The 16,833-nt window shown below is 35.2% G+C and carries 15 protein-coding genes and 1 pseudogene; 9 read left to right on the forward strand and 7 right to left on the reverse strand.

Annotated elements, in window-relative coordinates; translation table 11 throughout:
- The first annotated feature begins 81 nt into the window (after nucleotides 1-81).
- The gene (gene cysZ / locus DKK79_RS05355; protein WP_110423156.1) at nucleotides 82-900 is read left to right on the forward strand and encodes a sulfate transporter CysZ; all 819 of its coding nucleotides are present in this window, start codon (nucleotides 82-84) and stop codon (nucleotides 898-900) included.
- An 8-nt stretch (nucleotides 901-908) separates the two neighbouring features.
- Here cysZ and DKK79_RS05360 read toward each other — a convergent pair whose 3' ends face one another.
- From DKK79_RS05360 to DKK79_RS05370, 3 genes are all read right to left on the reverse strand, one after another.
- Complete coding sequence (locus DKK79_RS05360; RefSeq protein WP_110423157.1) at nucleotides 909-1,094, reverse strand: YpfN family protein; 186 nt, start codon at nucleotides 1,092-1,094, stop codon at nucleotides 909-911.
- An 82-nt stretch (nucleotides 1,095-1,176) separates the two neighbouring features.
- On the reverse strand, nucleotides 1,177-2,310 hold the full coding sequence (gene dapE, locus DKK79_RS05365; protein WP_110423158.1) for a succinyl-diaminopimelate desuccinylase: 1,134 nt from the start codon (nucleotides 2,308-2,310) through the stop codon (nucleotides 1,177-1,179).
- Nucleotides 2,311-2,323: 13 nt separating this feature from the next.
- Entirely contained in the window at nucleotides 2,324-2,680 is a 357-nt protein-coding gene (locus tag DKK79_RS05370; protein ID WP_110423159.1) for an ArsC family reductase, read from the reverse strand.
- A 531-nt stretch (nucleotides 2,681-3,211) separates the two neighbouring features.
- Between DKK79_RS05370 and DKK79_RS05375 the strand changes: the two genes are divergently transcribed.
- The gene (locus tag DKK79_RS05375; protein WP_110423160.1) at nucleotides 3,212-4,618 is read left to right on the forward strand and encodes a hypothetical protein; all 1,407 of its coding nucleotides are present in this window, start codon (nucleotides 3,212-3,214) and stop codon (nucleotides 4,616-4,618) included.
- Nucleotides 4,619-5,169: 551 nt separating this feature from the next.
- Here DKK79_RS05375 and DKK79_RS05380 read toward each other — a convergent pair.
- Complete coding sequence (locus DKK79_RS05380) at nucleotides 5,170-7,305, reverse strand: TonB-dependent receptor plug domain-containing protein (protein ID WP_110423161.1); 2,136 nt, start codon at nucleotides 7,303-7,305, stop codon at nucleotides 5,170-5,172.
- A 227-nt stretch (nucleotides 7,306-7,532) separates the two neighbouring features.
- Between DKK79_RS05380 and alr the strand changes: the two genes are divergently transcribed.
- On the forward strand, nucleotides 7,533-8,618 hold the full coding sequence (alr, locus tag DKK79_RS05385) for an alanine racemase (RefSeq protein WP_110423162.1): 1,086 nt from the start codon (nucleotides 7,533-7,535) through the stop codon (nucleotides 8,616-8,618).
- Between the two features lie 2 nt (nucleotides 8,619-8,620).
- The gene (gene mltG / locus DKK79_RS05390) at nucleotides 8,621-9,640 is read left to right on the forward strand and encodes an endolytic transglycosylase MltG (protein WP_110423163.1); all 1,020 of its coding nucleotides are present in this window, start codon (nucleotides 8,621-8,623) and stop codon (nucleotides 9,638-9,640) included.
- Between the two features lie 62 nt (nucleotides 9,641-9,702).
- Here mltG and DKK79_RS14875 read toward each other — a convergent pair whose 3' ends face one another.
- The gene (locus DKK79_RS14875) at nucleotides 9,703-10,011 is read right to left on the reverse strand and encodes a YqcC family protein (protein WP_375537972.1); all 309 of its coding nucleotides are present in this window, start codon (nucleotides 10,009-10,011) and stop codon (nucleotides 9,703-9,705) included.
- Between the two features lie 15 nt (nucleotides 10,012-10,026).
- Nucleotides 10,027-10,569, reverse strand: a pseudogene (gene ampD, locus DKK79_RS14880) (1,6-anhydro-N-acetylmuramyl-L-alanine amidase AmpD); the annotation flags it as partial.
- A gap of 183 nt (nucleotides 10,570-10,752) precedes the next feature.
- Between ampD and ppdD the strand changes: the two are divergent.
- From ppdD to DKK79_RS05420, 5 genes are all read left to right on the forward strand, one after another.
- Entirely contained in the window at nucleotides 10,753-11,184 is a 432-nt protein-coding gene (gene ppdD, locus DKK79_RS05400) for a prepilin peptidase-dependent pilin (protein ID WP_110423165.1), read from the forward strand.
- Nucleotides 11,185-11,211: 27 nt separating this feature from the next.
- Nucleotides 11,212-12,321 (forward strand): ATPase, T2SS/T4P/T4SS family, encoded by a 1,110-nt coding sequence (locus DKK79_RS05405; protein ID WP_110423166.1) that lies wholly within the window; start codon nucleotides 11,212-11,214, stop codon nucleotides 12,319-12,321.
- An 11-nt stretch (nucleotides 12,322-12,332) separates the two neighbouring features.
- On the forward strand, nucleotides 12,333-13,502 hold the full coding sequence (hofC, locus tag DKK79_RS05410; RefSeq protein ID WP_110423167.1) for a protein transport protein HofC: 1,170 nt from the start codon (nucleotides 12,333-12,335) through the stop codon (nucleotides 13,500-13,502).
- Nucleotides 13,502-14,242, forward strand: coding sequence for a prepilin peptidase (locus DKK79_RS05415; protein WP_110423168.1), 741 nt, complete (start codon nucleotides 13,502-13,504; stop codon nucleotides 14,240-14,242). The genes hofC and DKK79_RS05415 overlap by 1 nt, the downstream gene beginning before the upstream one ends.
- Before the next feature lie 179 nt (nucleotides 14,243-14,421).
- Entirely contained in the window at nucleotides 14,422-15,588 is a 1,167-nt protein-coding gene (locus DKK79_RS05420) for a M20 aminoacylase family protein (RefSeq protein WP_110423169.1), read from the forward strand.
- A 79-nt stretch (nucleotides 15,589-15,667) separates the two neighbouring features.
- On the opposite strand, the gene ygfZ is transcribed toward DKK79_RS05420, so the two are convergent.
- The gene (gene ygfZ / locus DKK79_RS05425) at nucleotides 15,668-16,543 is read right to left on the reverse strand and encodes a tRNA-modifying protein YgfZ (protein ID WP_110423170.1); all 876 of its coding nucleotides are present in this window, start codon (nucleotides 16,541-16,543) and stop codon (nucleotides 15,668-15,670) included.
- Nucleotides 16,544-16,833: the final 290 nt, after the last annotated feature.

Below are 16,833 nucleotides of genomic sequence, written 5' to 3' on the forward strand. Positions count from 1 at the left end.
TTTTTGATTAAAAAAAGTAAGTTGTTGTCTGATTTAATCTATGGTTAAAATGACATCAATATTAAGTAAGAGGAACTCATTGTGACAACACCTAAGTTAGAACACCAATCACAACATCAATATTCCACCTCTGATAACAACCAAAAACCTAAATCAAGTATTGATTACTTTATAAAAGGATGGTCTTTAGCTTTTAGTCCAGGTTTAAGACGTTTTGTGTTTTTACCGTTATTAGCTAATATTGTTATTATGTCAGCACTATTTTATTGGTTTTTTGTATCGATTACTGGTCTGACTGATTGGGGATTATCATTCATACCGAGTTGGTTACATTGGTTGGGGTATATAATAAGTGGTATCGTGATTTTAACTTTAGTCATCTTATTCTGTTACTTCTTTAGTACCGTTGCTAACATTATCGCGGCCCCATTTAATGGTTTGCTTGCTGAACAGGTGGAAGCAAAATTAACTGGTGTTGCGGTGCCGGATGTCTCTTTAATGAGTTTGATACAAGACTTACCACGGATATTAAAACGTGAACTACAAAAGTTTGGCTATTACTTATTATGGGCTATCCCAATTTTGATTAGTTATTTGATTCCTGTGGTCGGGCAATTGGTAACACCGATTGTGTGGTTTTTATTTACAGCTTGGCAAATCAATATCCAATATGCTGATTACGTTTTTGATAACCACAAAATTCCTTTTAAACGTATGCGTGAGATATTAAGGTATGATCGCTTCGATAATTTACTGTTTGGTATTTTAATCAGCTTTTTTACCATGGTACCATTATTAAATCTGATTATTATGCCGATAGCGGTTTGTGGTGCCACAGCGATGTGGGTTGATCGTTATTCAAATCAAACTATCTTTGCAAGAAAAAATAATTATCAATAAACGGTAAATTATTTTTGTTGAGGACGACTTGGCCAATCGTCGTCCTCATCATCATTATAAGGAATAGGTTTAATTCCTTTCTTTTTATCCAAATAATGTTTATAGTTTAATTTATTCAGCGCTTTAATTGTGTTAATAAAGATTCCTACTAAGATAATTAGAATTACCCACCAATAATCTTTAAGCCACTCCATTTAAATCCCCTTAAAAGTTGATTTTAGCAATTAACATATCGTGTCTTTACAATTTACGCCTCATCACAATAAAATCGACCAACTAAGCAAGTAACAATCTTTCTAAAATGTCGATATAGATAGCTTGTAATGTAATGACATCTTGGAAATTCACATTTTCATTCACTTTATGAATAGTTTTATTTAACACGCCAAATTCAATCACTTGACAACCTAATTTTGCAATAAACCGTCCGTCAGAAGTTCCTCCACTGGTAGATAATTTGCTATCAAGTTGAGTAAAGTTTTTTATAGCACTAGCTGCTGCCTCAGTAAGTTCCCCTTGTGGGGTTAAAAATGGTTGACCAGATAATCGCCACTTCAAAGTATAGTTCAAATTATGTTTTTGCAAAATCGCGTTGACTTTTGCTTTAATCATTTCATCTGTCAATTCACTACTATAACGAAAGTTAAACTGTACCGATAAATCACCTGGAACCACATTTTCGGCACCAGTTCCACCATTAATATTGGCTATTTGCATGGTCGTCTGAGGAAAATACTCATTACCATTATCCCACTCGGTGGTTACTAACTCGTTTAAAGCTGGGGCAAACTTATGGACTGGATTATCCGCAAGATGGGGATAAGCAACATGGCCTTGAATGCCATGCACCACGAGATTTGCAGTTAAAGAACCACGACGACCATTTTTGATTTGATCACCCAGTACACTATCGCTGGAAGGTTCTCCGACAATACAATAATCGATCTTTTCTTGGCGTTTAATTAGTAAATCGACCACTTTAACCGTGCCATCAGTCGCTTCAGCTTCTTCATCCGAAGTTAGTAAAAACGCTACTCGACCTGTATGATTAGGATATTTTTTGACAAATGACTCGGCGGCACAAACCATTGCCGCTACACCACTTTTCATATCAGCCGCTCCACGACCATAAAGTACGCCATTTTCATCGATAGTTGGTTCAAAAGGCGGATAACGCCATTTACTTTCATCACCGGCTGGCACCACATCTGTATGACCGGCAAACATTAGAGTTTTACCGTTACCATGATAAGCCCAAAGATTTTTGGTTTTACCTATATTCACCTCTTCAATCACAAAGCCTAACGGTTTTAAACGATCGATGATCATCTTTTGGCAGTTTTTATCATCGGGGCTTATGGATCTTTCGGCAATCAATGCTTTGGTTAATGCAATAACAGGTTCGGTCATAGTGATCTCGATCTTATGGTTTAGGATTAATAAATTTCAAATAGCTCTCGTCAGAAAAGCCCAATAGAGCCCGTTTACCATCAACAAGTAATGGACGCTTTAAAATCGACGGATTAGCTAACATAATCTTCATAGCGGCATCTTGATTATCAATTTTATGGCGTATTTCCTCATCAAGTTTACGCCAAGTGGTACCGCGAGTATTTAACAAACTTTGCCAATCAACAAGTTCTAATAAACGACTTAACAACTCAGCCGACAAACCTTCAGTTTTATAATTATGAAATTGATAACTAATCTGATGATCATCAAGCCAAGTAAATGCTTTCTTCATGGTATTACAGTTTTTAATCCCATAAATAATATACATAACTATCTTCCTAAAAAATAGAAAAATTGATTATAACAGCTAATTCTATAAGACAGCAAATAAAGGGCAAAAGCCAGTTTTTTTAAATAGATGACTTTTTTCATTAAAAAAATTGAAGACTAGTTTTTAAACGCAAAATTATCAACTTTAATGAACTAAATGAAGCGTAAATTAACCAGACAATTTACAAAAGCTAACAATTTAAATTATAAAAAGGTTGCGCAGTTCTTTTTCCGTCCTTATACTCTTTACACACTCTTAAGTGAAATAATCAAGTAATATTTATTTAATATATAAAAAACTTCAATTAATCATTAAGTTACTTGACAGGAACGTCGAAATGCACTATAATTTTCAACAGCAAACAGCAAACAGCAAACATTGCACAACCGCTATCCAATTTATGATTTAAATTGGCGTAATTTTAGTAATCATAGTTCTCTATTCCACAATAGTTTATTTTTATATCAACTTTTAATATCATCATTAAGATCTTTTTTATCTCGGCAGATCATTTTAAGTTTGGCGTTTATGTTGTCATTTTCATTCAGTAGCCAAGCATTAATATCCCAAACGTTTAATACCATTAATGGTAATGCGCCTTATTTAACACTCGACAATGGTCAAACTAAGGTTACTAGCTTAGATGATGAGTTTTTCAAAATTACTTTATCTAACGGAAGAGAGATAACTCCAGTCACAAACAGTTCATCAACTATACCCATTGAATTGCCTAATCTTGGGGAGACTCTCGCAGATATTAATATGGCGGTACCAATTGGTTCAAACTCAGTCAAATTAAGTTCTCTCATTGGCGCACCATACAATTATTGGAAGGATGATGACGGAGATGATGACTTCACAATTTCAGGTGATTTAAATTTAGTTATTACTGATAAAAATAATCAGGTTGTGCCACGTAACACTAGATTAGAAATTTGTAACGCACCTTATAAAGTTACATTGAGTAATACAAATGCTTTGTTAAAAACTAGGTATGGTGTTCCCAATGGAACTAATATTAGCACACGGAGTGTGACTTATTATATCAGTCCTAAAGCCAGTCCATCGATCTGTTTTGTTAGACCAAATTTAGTTAATAACCCTCGGGTTTCGAATGTTCATAATTTTAACGGTCCCGTTGACATGTGGAATCCTGATAAAGGTTACATCCCACAAGCTACTTATAGATTAAACTTTCCGACTACTAGTGCTAATGAGCTGCATTTTTATTTAGATATAGGTGGTGTTCAACAATTGAAATGGCAAGAAGTTAAACGGGAGGGTATTACTGTTAAAGCTGGATACGATGTTGATAGTAATGGTGAAATAGTTAATGCTACAATGGTTCGAGTTACACTAAAAGGTCCAGCTGCTACCAAACCACAATGGGAGGCCGATGAGCCTAGTAGTGAAATAGACAAACCTAATTTACCACAGACATTTGAATTAGTCGGTAGATACGATGATAGCGGTCCTGCAATTGTCAAATACGGTTTTGTATTAAAAAAATGGTTTGTTAATCGTAACAGAATATACGCAAATAATGAGAAGATGGCAAATTGGTGTAGAAAAATAGGTTATCGTCTTCCTCAAGTTAAGGATTTAACAAATTCAGTTTGCAGTGGAGCTGGAGCTCTTGGGTTCTGTGAAGGCGTTAAAGGCGCTACCCCTTCATCAACCAGTAATTTTTTTCAACGTATAATCGGTGCAGGCTTTTTTTCGGAGTGGGGAAACTTGAGTTACAACCAATTCTACGGAACAGAAGTTAACTTTTACGAATACGGCTATTGGACTAGAGATATAGGTGATGAACCCAACCCTGATCCTAATAAACCAGCAGCATTCTTTGATGTTTACACACTTGATGGCACCGTTGGTTGGGATTACCCTCGAGAAAACGATGCGCTAGGCGTGTGTGTCTATCCTTATAACTAAATCAACTTGGTAAAATATAAAAAACAGTTTTGAGTAATAAGAGAAAAGATAATTGATAAAAACCAACCGATTTTGCATTAGTAGATATATATAATCGGTTGGAGCGTTTCAGTGATATAAAGGTTACATTATATTAAAAATATCCATTTCACCTAACAATGGTTATCCAAATACTATTGTTAGATGCATTGTATTTAACTTATGATAGTTGTTACACACCTATTATTGACAAAACAGTCTGTTTGGAAAATCAAACAAAACTAGGTTCCTAACCATTGATTAATAATTTGAGTGGATCACATGTTATCGAATTATCCTGTGAGGTTAAAGGGTTGACAATTTCGGCTTCTTGGTAACAATTGATTCAAGCGAAAAAAACACTAATTTCAACCTTAAAACAATATCTTATCGTCAAAAAATGAGTGAACTATTCGCGCCAATTGGGGCGAGTTTATTTTTTCTGGATTGAAGTTTTTTATAGTAAAAAAACTGTGAACCAGGGTTTTTGATACCCCCAGTTCACTCTCTTATATAATCGAGTATAGCAATTACTAGAATTTCATGCTGGCGCTGACGATTGCGTGAAACTTGGCCGCAGGAATGGATTCGTAAGCTGTGGTATAGTTTTTGTTTAAGATATTGTTGAGATCTAATCCAATATGGTACTGGCGATCAGCTCCAAACGACGTAGTAGTTGATAAGTTCAATGTGGACCAGCCACTGTAGTGGTAAACGGCTGAATCACTGCGTTGTGTGGCTTTGGTAGCAAATCGCATAAATAGGTCAGAATCAATATCAAATTTTTCAAAATAAGCAGTGTGTTTTATCCCAGCGTTGCCTGTAAAGCGGGGATTGCCGGTGTCTCGTGTTCTGTAGGTTTCGGTTTCGATTTTACGGCTTAGGTAGTTCCCTTTGAGATAAGGGTTTATCGGTAGGTCGAGATATTCAAGACTTAATTCTAAACCATGGGTCTTGGCTTTGTTGGCATTACCATAATAAGTAACATTACGTCCCGATGCACCATCGCAAATTGCTGAGCCATTACAGTTCATTTGCGTAATGTAATCTTTTGCATCTGAATAATAGATAGCACCATCAACTAACCATTTGTTGTTATTATAACGCAAACCAATTTCGTAATTATTCGATTTTTCAGCTTTTAGATGAGAATTTCCATAGATGGTTTGTGAAGCCGCCGAGGTAACTGCATAAAGATGAGCAAGAGTTGGGTAAACATATCCTTGGGCAAAAGAGGCCCTTAATTGAGTGTTTTCAATGCCTGAATAAGTTAATCCTGACGATATAACAAAGTTATTGTCATGATCTTTCTTTTTACCATCAATTTTATAGCTAGAGGTTGCTGAACCCATAGCCGGGATTTTGTTGATAGTAGTGTGGCCATTTTTTAGTTTTGATTCGACCCAATATTGCCGAGCACCCAAATTCCAAGAAATATCATCGGTGATATTCCAGTCATTTTGGCCAAATAGTGCGATACTAGATTGTTGCCATTTATTGGTTAAGTATTTGTGTTGGGTATAGCTTGCTCTTGGTGAAGGCATTTTTGCTATAACAATATTGTGTGAGTCTTGATCGACATTATCTTGTTGATATTGTATACCAGTAATGAGCTTCATATCTTTACGTGGTTCAATGTCGGATTGGAATGTCATACCATAGGTTTTTTGTTCGTCATTGGTAGCCGTGTTGGTGGTTACTTTCATAATCGGAGCCGGTGATACAACAACATGGTTTCTAAATTGACGATTTAGTTTTTGGGCGTAAGCATCATAATGCAGTTTTTTCAACAAGTCACCATCGACATCATAATCATAAAAGAATCCGATCTTTTCACGTTTTAGTTTAGGTATTTTTACCCAAAACTCTTTTACTTCTGGTGAGTTGTCATCTTTGTCGGTATAAGTTTTAGTGTTAAGTTTGTAACGATCGAGTGATAGACCAAATTTGTGTTTATCAAGGTTGAGTCCAAACCATGAACTTAAGCTGTTATTATCAAAATCAGTATCATGTAGTTTACCTTGATAAGCTTTGCGATCATTGTTTTCAGAGTAAGTGCCACTAATACGGTAATCGAATATTCCATCGATGGTGCCGTTAACTGTACCCATTTCAGTAAAACCATCGGTTGACTGGTTATAGACTAGTTTTGCATCACCATTAAATGGTTTCCCATCCTTACTGCCTTTACGTGTAATAAAATTAACCACACCGCCAATAGCTTGTGAACCAAATAATACAGAGTGAGGCCCTTTAATGACTTCTATGCGTTCAACGGATTCCATGTCAATTAATACTCCAGCGCTCGAACCATGTCCTGAACGATGATAAGTAACTTCCTGTCCGTCAATCAACATTAATATACGTGAAGGGGCTTCACCACGGATCATGATCTGCTTGCGTCCGGCTAATGCGTTATCGGTAATTTCAACCCCAGGAATGTCACGTAGTGCTTCGACCACCGAGTCACCATTAAGTTTTTCAATTTCATCGCGATTGACCGCGTTAACGGATATCGAACTGTCCCATACGCTTTTTTCGTTACGGTCAGCAGTAACGATGATGGTATCTTGTGGATTACTTTTTCGTTCTTCAGCCAAAAGATCTGCAGAAAAGCAGAGAGTTAATATTGCTATATAATAGTTTGGTTTAAGGGGATTTTTTGCCATAATGGTTCTCTATACTATCTTATCTTGAACAACTTTTTTATTACATTTTTTATTAGCTAGCAAATTTAACGCTAATGATAATCATTATTATTAGGTGTGTAAATAGTTAAATTAATTAGAATTGTGGTAATTTTCGCTTTAGGGAAGATCTTTTGTAAAAGAAAAATTTGTCATTATTGATAACAAATTTTACAATAAACATCTAATATATAAGTTAGGTTTGTAAAATGTCTATTGCTGTAGTAGAAGTTAATCGTAAATCAATCTTATCTAATATTGAGTTTTTTAGAGAAAAATTACCAGATGTTACTTTAATGGCAGTTGTTAAAGCTAATGCATATGGTCATGGTATGGAAGGCGTTGCTCAATTACTGGATGATAAAGTTGATTGTTTTGGCGTTGCCCGTGTTTCTGAAGCAGTTACATTGCGCCAAGTCGGTATTCGCAGTCCAATCGTTCTTTTGGAAGGCTTTTTTCCTCATGATGATATTAATGATTTACTTGATTTCAATTTGCAACCGGTTATCCATTCGAGTTGGCAAATTGATGTTTTAAATACTATCCCTTTTCCTAATGAAATTGTAGCTTGGTTTAAAATTGATACCGGTATGCACCGCTTAGGTTTTCATTTTGATGAAGCTATATCCGAATTTAATCGGTTAGCTAGCTGCAAAGCAATCCGTCAACCGATAAATATTATCAGTCATTTTAGTAACGCTGATGAGTTAAGTTCATCTCAAACCAATAAACAAATAGCTCAATTTGATAAGTTTATTAATTCAATCGATAGTAATTTAATTGGTTATCAGCAATCGATAGCGGCATCCGGTGGTATTCTTGCTTGGCCTGATTCTCACCGTGATATGGTTCGAATTGGTATTGCATTGTATGGGGTTTCTCCATTTGATGATGCAGTTGCTGATCTACATCCGGCAATGACGTTTAAGTCTGAATTAATTTCAGTCCGTAAGCATAAAAAAGGCGAAACTGTTGGCTATGGCCAAACGTGGACTAGCCAGCGTGATACTATGTTAGGGGTTGTTGCGATGGGATATGGTGATGGTTATCCACGCAGTATTCCTGAAAATACCCCTGTGAGTATTAATAATCGTCTTGTGCCGATTGTTGGTCGGGTTTCTATGGATATGATTGTGGTCGATTTGGGCAATGATTGCCATGACAAACCCGGAGATGAAGTTATTTTATGGGGCAAAGAATTGCCCGTTGAACAGATCGCCAAGCACACTGGAATTAGTGCTTATGAGTTATTAACGCGCTTAACTTCACGCGCAAAAATTCGTTATAAAGATTAGTTATGATTAAAAAATTATTTTTGTATACGTTACTACCCTTAGTTTTAGTTTTCTGTGTTTCGTTTTGTATTGGTTATTATTATTTGCAACAATTTTCGAAGCAACATATGAATGTTACAGCTGATAATCAGATGTTTGTATTGGCAAAGGGGACATCTTTACACCAATTAGTTGAACAGGTTAAGGAAAATGATTTAATGCAACAAGCTTATTTGTTGCCATATTTGTATAAGTTAGATCCTTCTTTAGGTTCGATCAAAGCTGGAACTTATCAATTACATCCTTATATGACTGTTGAGGAATTTTTAAAGTTATTAGTATCCGGTAAAGATAGCAAATTTTTTGTACAATTCGTTGAAGGTAAACGAGCTAAAGATTGGTTTAAAGTACTAAGTAATACTCCTTATATTCAGCAAACACTGACAGATAAGTCACATGATGAAATTGCTAAATTGTTAGGAATTGAAGGTGAGCTTGAAGGTTGGTTTTCACCTGATACTTATCAATATACAGCAGATAGTTCAGATTTCAATATTTTGAAACGTGCTCATTTGACCATGAAGGCTAATTTACAAAAAGTCTGGGATAATCGAGCTAGTGATCTGCCTTATAAATCTCCCTATGAATTATTAATTATTGCCTCCATTATTGAAAAAGAAACCTCGGTCAGTTCAGAACGAGCTAATGTGGCTTCGGTTTTTGTCAATCGTTTAAAATCAAATATGAAGTTGCAAACTGATCCAACCATTATTTATGGGTTAGGTGATAATTATACCGGTAAGATTAGACGTATTGATTTAACTGATAAAAATAACCCTTATAACACGTATGTGATTGAAGGATTGCCACCAACACCAATTTCTATGCCAAGTTTAGCTTCACTTGAAGCAGCAGCTCATCCGGCTGATACTAATTATCTGTTTTTTGTTGCCAATGGTTCAGGAGGTCATACATTTAGTAGCACCTATGAAGGGCATCAGCAAGCAGTAAGGGAATACCGTCGATTGACTAGAGGTAATTAACCTTGCTATCTGATAGCCACATGTTTGATGTGGCTATTTTTTCAAAAAATAATTTTATTCAACTATTGGCAACTAGTTGCTAATTCGTCTAGCTGTTTAATCAATATTAATAATTTATTTATCTCAATTTCTTGAACTTCTTTAAATGCTTCTTCAAAATAAGGATGCAGGGCGAATTTTGGTATTTCACGTTTTGCATCGATCAATGCTTGCATACGTGGAATAAAGATCCATTGTAACCATTCATGAGGTTGCATTGTGTCGAGCGCAAATGGTTGTTCACTTAAAAAAGCTTCCGCAGCAGGTGGTGATGGTTGCCATAAGTTGAGTTTTTGTAGTTCGTGTTTAATTAAGTTAATTTGGTTGATCATGGCATTAATTTGCGTTTGCTGGTTAACTAATCTTTGATAATAATGCCAATTGAAATAGGGACCAGGATCGGTTTTACGACCAGGTGCAATATCACTATGTCCGGTTATATTTTGGATTGGATAGCTTTGTTTTAATAGGGTTGTTACGTTAGCGAGTTGTTGGTATTGCGCCTCAGTAAAGTCATCACTATCACATCCTTCCATTTCAATACCTATTGAGAAGTCGTTGCAATTTTCTTTACCTTCAAATACTGATTTACCAGCATGCCAAGCGCGTTTGTTAAACGGTACAAATTGAATAATTTCACCATCACGTCTTATAAATAGATGGCTTGATACTTGTAGTTGACAAATTTCCGCAAAATAGGGATGTTCATTTGGATCTAGCTTGCCAGTGAAGAGTTGTTCAACATAAGGCCCACCATATTGATTAGGTGGTAGACTAATGTTATGAATAACCAATAACGAGATGGGTTGATCAATTGGCCGATCATTATAATAGGGCGATTTGACTTGTTTAATATTTTTAATTCGACCATCAATAATTTTTGCGGACATAATTACTCCAAGCGTATAAATTTGCTGTTGTTGTGATTTAGTTCACAACTTTGCTTAATACCATATTGAATGTGATAATCAATTTGTATTTTTGTTTCCACTTTTTATCTGATCATTATTTCATTTTTTCTATTTGCTATAAAGTCATACCATCCATCATTTGATTAATCTTTCGAGGTTTTTATGCGTAGGCAGTATGGATTTACACTTTTTGAGTTAATGATCGCCATTGTGGTAATCGCCATTTTAACAGCTATCGGTTTGCCAGCTTATCAAAGTTATGTCAAAAAGGCGGCTTTAACTGATATGCTTCAGTCGATGACAGCGTATAAAACTGCGATTGAGATATGTGTTATTGAGCAAGGTTCATTAAATGAATGTGATAGTGGGGTTAATGGTGTACCAACCACAAGAACGACCAACTATGTTGCTTCGATTTCTGTCAATAAAGGTGTTATTACAATAGTTGGGAAAAGTGCATTATCAAGCTTAACTACAACTTTAACTCCAAAGTTAAATACGTCGTTAGGTAATGTAGATTGGTCCCGTACCTGTGTAACTAATCCTGTTGATGTCAATTTAAATAAAGCTTGTGAAGATGTGTTTAAATTTTAATTTTTGTAAAACTAGGTAATAAAGGCGATGATTATTCAAGAAGATCAAATAGTGGAAAGCGTCGATAAATTATTGTTGTCCGCATTGGAAAAGCGGGCCTCTGATATTCATTTCGAGCCTTATCAACACAATTATCGAATCCGCATGCGAATTGATGGTGTATTACAAAATATGCAAATGCCGCCACTAACTCTTGCCAAACAGATTTCAGCCAGATTAAAAGTTATGGCAAATCTAAATATTGCTGAATATCGTTTGCCGCAAGATGGTCAATTGGTGATTAATAACTATGCAATGCGAATTGCCACATTGCCGGTGATTAACGGTGAAAAAATAGTTTTGCGGGTTATGGATAACCATGAATCCGAACTGACTATTGATGATTTAGGATTAACCGAACAAGATCTCATCACGTTCAAACAGATATTGGATTATCCACAAGGGTTAATTTTGGTTACTGGGCCAACTGGTAGCGGCAAAACCATGACATTGTATAGTGCTTTAAAACGTTTAAATAAAACGGAATGTAATATTTGTAGTGTTGAAGATCCCATCGAAATTCCTTTAGAGGGTATCAATCAAACGGCCATTAATCTTAAAGCAGGTTTGAGTTTTTCAGTAATATTGCGCGCTTTGTTGCGCCAAGATCCTGATGTGATGATGATCGGTGAAATTCGTGATCATGAAACTGCTGAAATCGCCATTCAAGCGGCACAAACAGGGCATTTGGTATTATCAACTTTACATACGAACTCCAGTGTTGAAGCGATTGTTCGATTAAATCAAATGGGGATTAAAAATTATCTTCTATCCTCCAGTTTAAAGTTGGTTATTGCTCAACGCTTAGTACGTAAACTTTGCCAACATTGTAAGGTAGTGGCTAGTGAACTCACCTTAATTGATAATCAACCCTCGCCACACTTTATTGCCATGGGGTGTGAAAAATGTGTCGGTGGTTATTTAGGGCGCATAGGCTTATATGAATTGTTAATAATAACGCCCGAAGTGCAGCAGCAGATTTTAAATGATCAACCAATCTCACCGAAAAATAGAGTCAACTTAATGCAAGCCGGCTATCTATTAGTGCAACAAGGTATTACTACGCTTGCTGAGTTAAATCGGGTTTTAGGTAAGTAAGGTTATGGAAAATGAAGCGACTCTATTTTTGGTATGATATTAATTTTCATCCAAATAAGATTATTGCCACATCAAAGCAAGATGTTAAAAGACAACTATTATTGCAAGGCCAAATAGCGATTAAAATTCGTGCGGGTAGCGTAATTACCTCTAAAAGTTTTAAGTCTAGCGAGTTAATGATAATTATTAAGCAACTAGCCACTATGTTAAAGGCAGGTTTATCAATTGTTGATAGTTTAAGATTACTTATAGATGATCAACCCAAACCGCAATGGCAATTTTTATTGACCGATATTCGTCAACAGATAACTAAAGGTGAATCTTTATCGGCAGTTCTAAAACAACATCATTGGATATTTCCCGCACTTTATTGTGAAATAATAGCCGTTGGTGAATTAACTGGGCAATTGGATCATAGTTTTGAGCAGCTAAGTCTACATCTTGAAAAAACATTAGAATTGCAAAAACAGATTAAAAAGGCCATTCGCTATCCGTTATTTTTATTGATCGTTTCTATGATGGTAATTATGGTGATGATGTTTATTGTATTGCCAAAATTTGCCGACATCTATCAAAGCTTTGATACTCAATTACCCTATTTTACTCAATTGATTATTCAGCTTGCACATAAGATTCAACAAGGTGGATTAATTGTATTGTTAATAGTTGCGCTTAGTTATTTTTTCTACCAACATTTTTTTAAAAAACGTTATAAGCTAGCTATTGATCGACGGAAATTAATGCTGCCACTGATTGGTCAAGTTATTCAGACACAAAACTTAATGCAAATTTTTCATACTCTAGCGATCACTCAGCAAGCAGGGATTCCACTATTAACGGGACTAATCGCTTCAGCAAATAGTATAAGAAATTTTTACTATCGAGAGATCATTAGTAAAATTATTCATGGTATTGAGCAAGGTAATGCATTTAGTCACATGTTATCGTCCGATTTTCCTAAACTTTGTGTACAATTGATCCATGTAGGTGAGGAGTCTGGGGCGTTAGATGTCATGCTTAAAAATTTATTTATCTACTATCAACAACAAAATCAAACTGTAACCGATAATTTAGTAAAAGTATTTGAGCCATTATTAATGTTATTTTTGGCTTTGATCATTGGCGGCCTAGTAATTGCGATGTATTTACCAATATTTCAAATGGCGGATGTGATCCATTAATGGCAATCGTGGTTTTTTGTATTGGACTAGTGGTTGGTAGTTTTTTGTCAGTTGCTTATTCGCGTTATTCACCTTCGCAATCATTTTTTGCTTATCTAATAGCTATTTCTGTTCCTCGTTCTTCTTGCCCGAATTGTCATCAGCCACTTTCTGCTTGGCAGTTAATTCCGCTGGTGTCATGGTTCATATTGAGAAGACGTTGTTATTTTTGTCAGCATAAAATCGCTTTTTATTATCCATTTATGGAATTGACTATAGCAGTATTATTTTTATTAATCTATTTGGACAGAGGACTTAATTTTGAAAGTGGTTTGTTGATGCTTCTTATTGTTTGGTTTTGGATTTTAGCTCAGATTGATTTTCGTTATTTTTTACTTCCTGATTTTTTTACACAACCATTAATGTGGGGTGGGGTGATAATGTCGTATTTAAATTTGAATTCATTGACTATCGCTGATTCATTAATGGGAATTTTTTGCGGTTATTTAATGCTTAAATTGCCGGCTGTCGGTTATTTTTGTTTGACTAAAAGAGTTGGATTAGGTGGTGGTGATATCAAACTTGCTGCGGCTTTGGGGGCTTGGTTACCTTACCAATCTATGCCGATATTATTAATTATGGCATCATTATTAGGCATACTCTATATTATTTTGACAAAATGTAGAACGCGAAAGCATATTGCTTTTGGTCCGTTTTTATTAATATCCGGCTATTTGATTATTTACCAATCTAGATTATAGTTTTAATCGATTGATATTCAAATCTTTATTTCTTTCATTGCTGATCAATTTATTTTACTATTTTGCTTATAACTAAAAAGGATAACGTTAGGATAATTAGTTATTTTTATTTCGTTACAAGTAAGATTATAGTGCTAGTAAAATCTTTTAGATTTATGGCTAAATGTAAGGAATAATCAATGATTAATACTACCGAGAAAAAAATTGCTGCATTAAAAGATGAGATGATTGCATGGCGTCATCATATTCATGCTTACCCAGAAACCGCCTTCGAAGAAAAACAGACTACACAGTTTATTATTGAAAAGTTAAAATCGTTTGGTATCACCGAACTATATACCAAGTTTGCTCCAACAGGGGTGGTGGCAGTGATTCATGGTAAAACTAAAGGTCGCACGATTGGCCTTCGTGCAGATATTGATGCATTGGATATTTTTGAAGAAAATAAAATCGATTACTGTTCAAAAATATCCGGTAAAATGCATGCCTGCGGACATGATGGTCATACTGCTATATTATTAGGTGCGGCAAAATATTTAAGTGCCAACCGTGATTTTAACGGTACGGTAGTGGCGATATTCCAACCTGCTGAAGAGAACGAAGGCGGGGGGCGTGTGATGGTAGAAAATGGTTTATTTGACAAATTTCCGATTGAAGCCGTTTACGGTATGCATAATCAACCTAATTTAGAGTTAAACCATTTTTTGATTAATCATGGTCCAGTGATGGCATCTTATGATGTGTTTGAAATCAAAATCACCGGTGTCGGTGCGCATGCGGCTGCACCGCATTTAGGTAAAGATACTATTTTAACTGCTACTCATATTGTTAATAATTTACAAACTATTATCAGCCGCAATTTAAATCCAACTGATTCGTTAGTTATTAGTGTGACACAAATTCATAGTGGTGATACTTGGAATGTGCTACCTCAACACGCGGTAATCCGAGGCACAGTTAGGGCTTTAAATGTTGAAGATCAAAATTTAGCAGAAGAACGAATCAAACATATTTCAACAGCAACGGCTTTAACATTTTGTACCAAAGCGGAAGTTGATTATCAACGTCGTTATCCGGCAACCATCAATCACCCTAAACAAGCCGATATTGCAATAAAAGTTGCGCAAAAACTTGTGGGCAATGATAAGATTATTATTGATTCACCGCCCACAATGGGATCAGAAGATTTTGCTTTTATGTTACAAAAAGTACCTGGGGTTTATATTAAAATTGGTGCAGGGGACGGAGCTAACCTGCATAATCCTTCGTATAATTTTAATGATGAGATCCTTACGCTAGGTGCCGAATATTTTGTTGAAATAGTTAGTCAAGAATTGGGGTGTTAGGAGTTTAATGTATAAGAAAACAGGAATGATTATAAAATTATTCCTGTTTAATAAATAAATATTATTGGTTAATTCTAAATTATAAATTTAATAAGCTGTCCGGTTGACCTTTTACTCTAAAGCTCGTTTCACTATCAATACCATTCGCTAATACAACCTGAACAAAAACTTCATCATTTTGACTTAATTTTAATGCAGCAGTAACCTGACCACCTTCACGCCAATTACCATCTAATTCGTATTCAAGCTTATCACCGATTATCGGTAAAACCTTACTGTGACCTTTTAATAGGTAAAGTCCGCGATTATTGGCACCACGGAATTGTGCTCTGGCAACCATCTCTTGCCCACAATAACAACCTTTGTCAAAACTGATTGCTTTAAAATGTTGTAAATTACAGGCCTGTGGAAGCAAGCTATCGATATTAGGTGCATCGATAATAGCGTGACCAGCTTCTAATTCAAGTTTCAACCAATGCTCAGATGGTAGTAAGTCATTTGGTAACGGTTCAGATGATACTTTTATCATTCTCAGTTTAGGAGCTGTGAGTTTAATATAAGTCGCATCATCAATAGTTATACAATTTTTATCCCCGAGAGCTGAAACCACTAATGGATCAATTGCCTCATCTTCTAAACCAATTATATTTAAATCTTGAACGGGTTCTATAGTTACTTTAGAAAACACAGCATATTTTTTTAATTCAGTAATTTGTCTTTCGGCAACACTTTTACGTAATATATAAAAAAAATCTTCACGACGTTGAAATAATATAAAATTACTCCACATACGTCCTTTTGCATCACAATGAGCGGCAAATGATGCTGAGTTTTCATTAATACGATTAAGATCAGCAGTAACTTGTCCCTGTAAAAATGTACGATTATCCACACCTGATACTTTGACTAATTGCCAATCAGATAAGGAAGTTGGTTTACAATAAGAATTGGCCATCAAAAACACCTTTTTTTAAAATAAAGTACTCTAATACAATATGAATACCATATATAAGCTATAAAAGAGCAAAAAACATAAGCGATAAAGCTTTTAATTATTCAAAATTAATCAATTAACTCACCAATTAATTTATCCTTATTATTGCATTAAAATAGATAAAATGAAGTTTTACAAGTTATTTCTTGCAAAAAAAGAGTATTAACCAACAAAATTAGGAAGAATAAAACTTAGATTATTGACTTTATTGATTTTCTCTATTAGTTCATGCAAAATGGAACTAATAATGA

Source organism: Gilliamella apicola, from assembly GCF_003202915.1.
In the GTDB taxonomy this organism is placed as follows: Bacteria; Pseudomonadota; Gammaproteobacteria; order Enterobacterales; family Orbaceae; genus Gilliamella; species Gilliamella apicola_Q.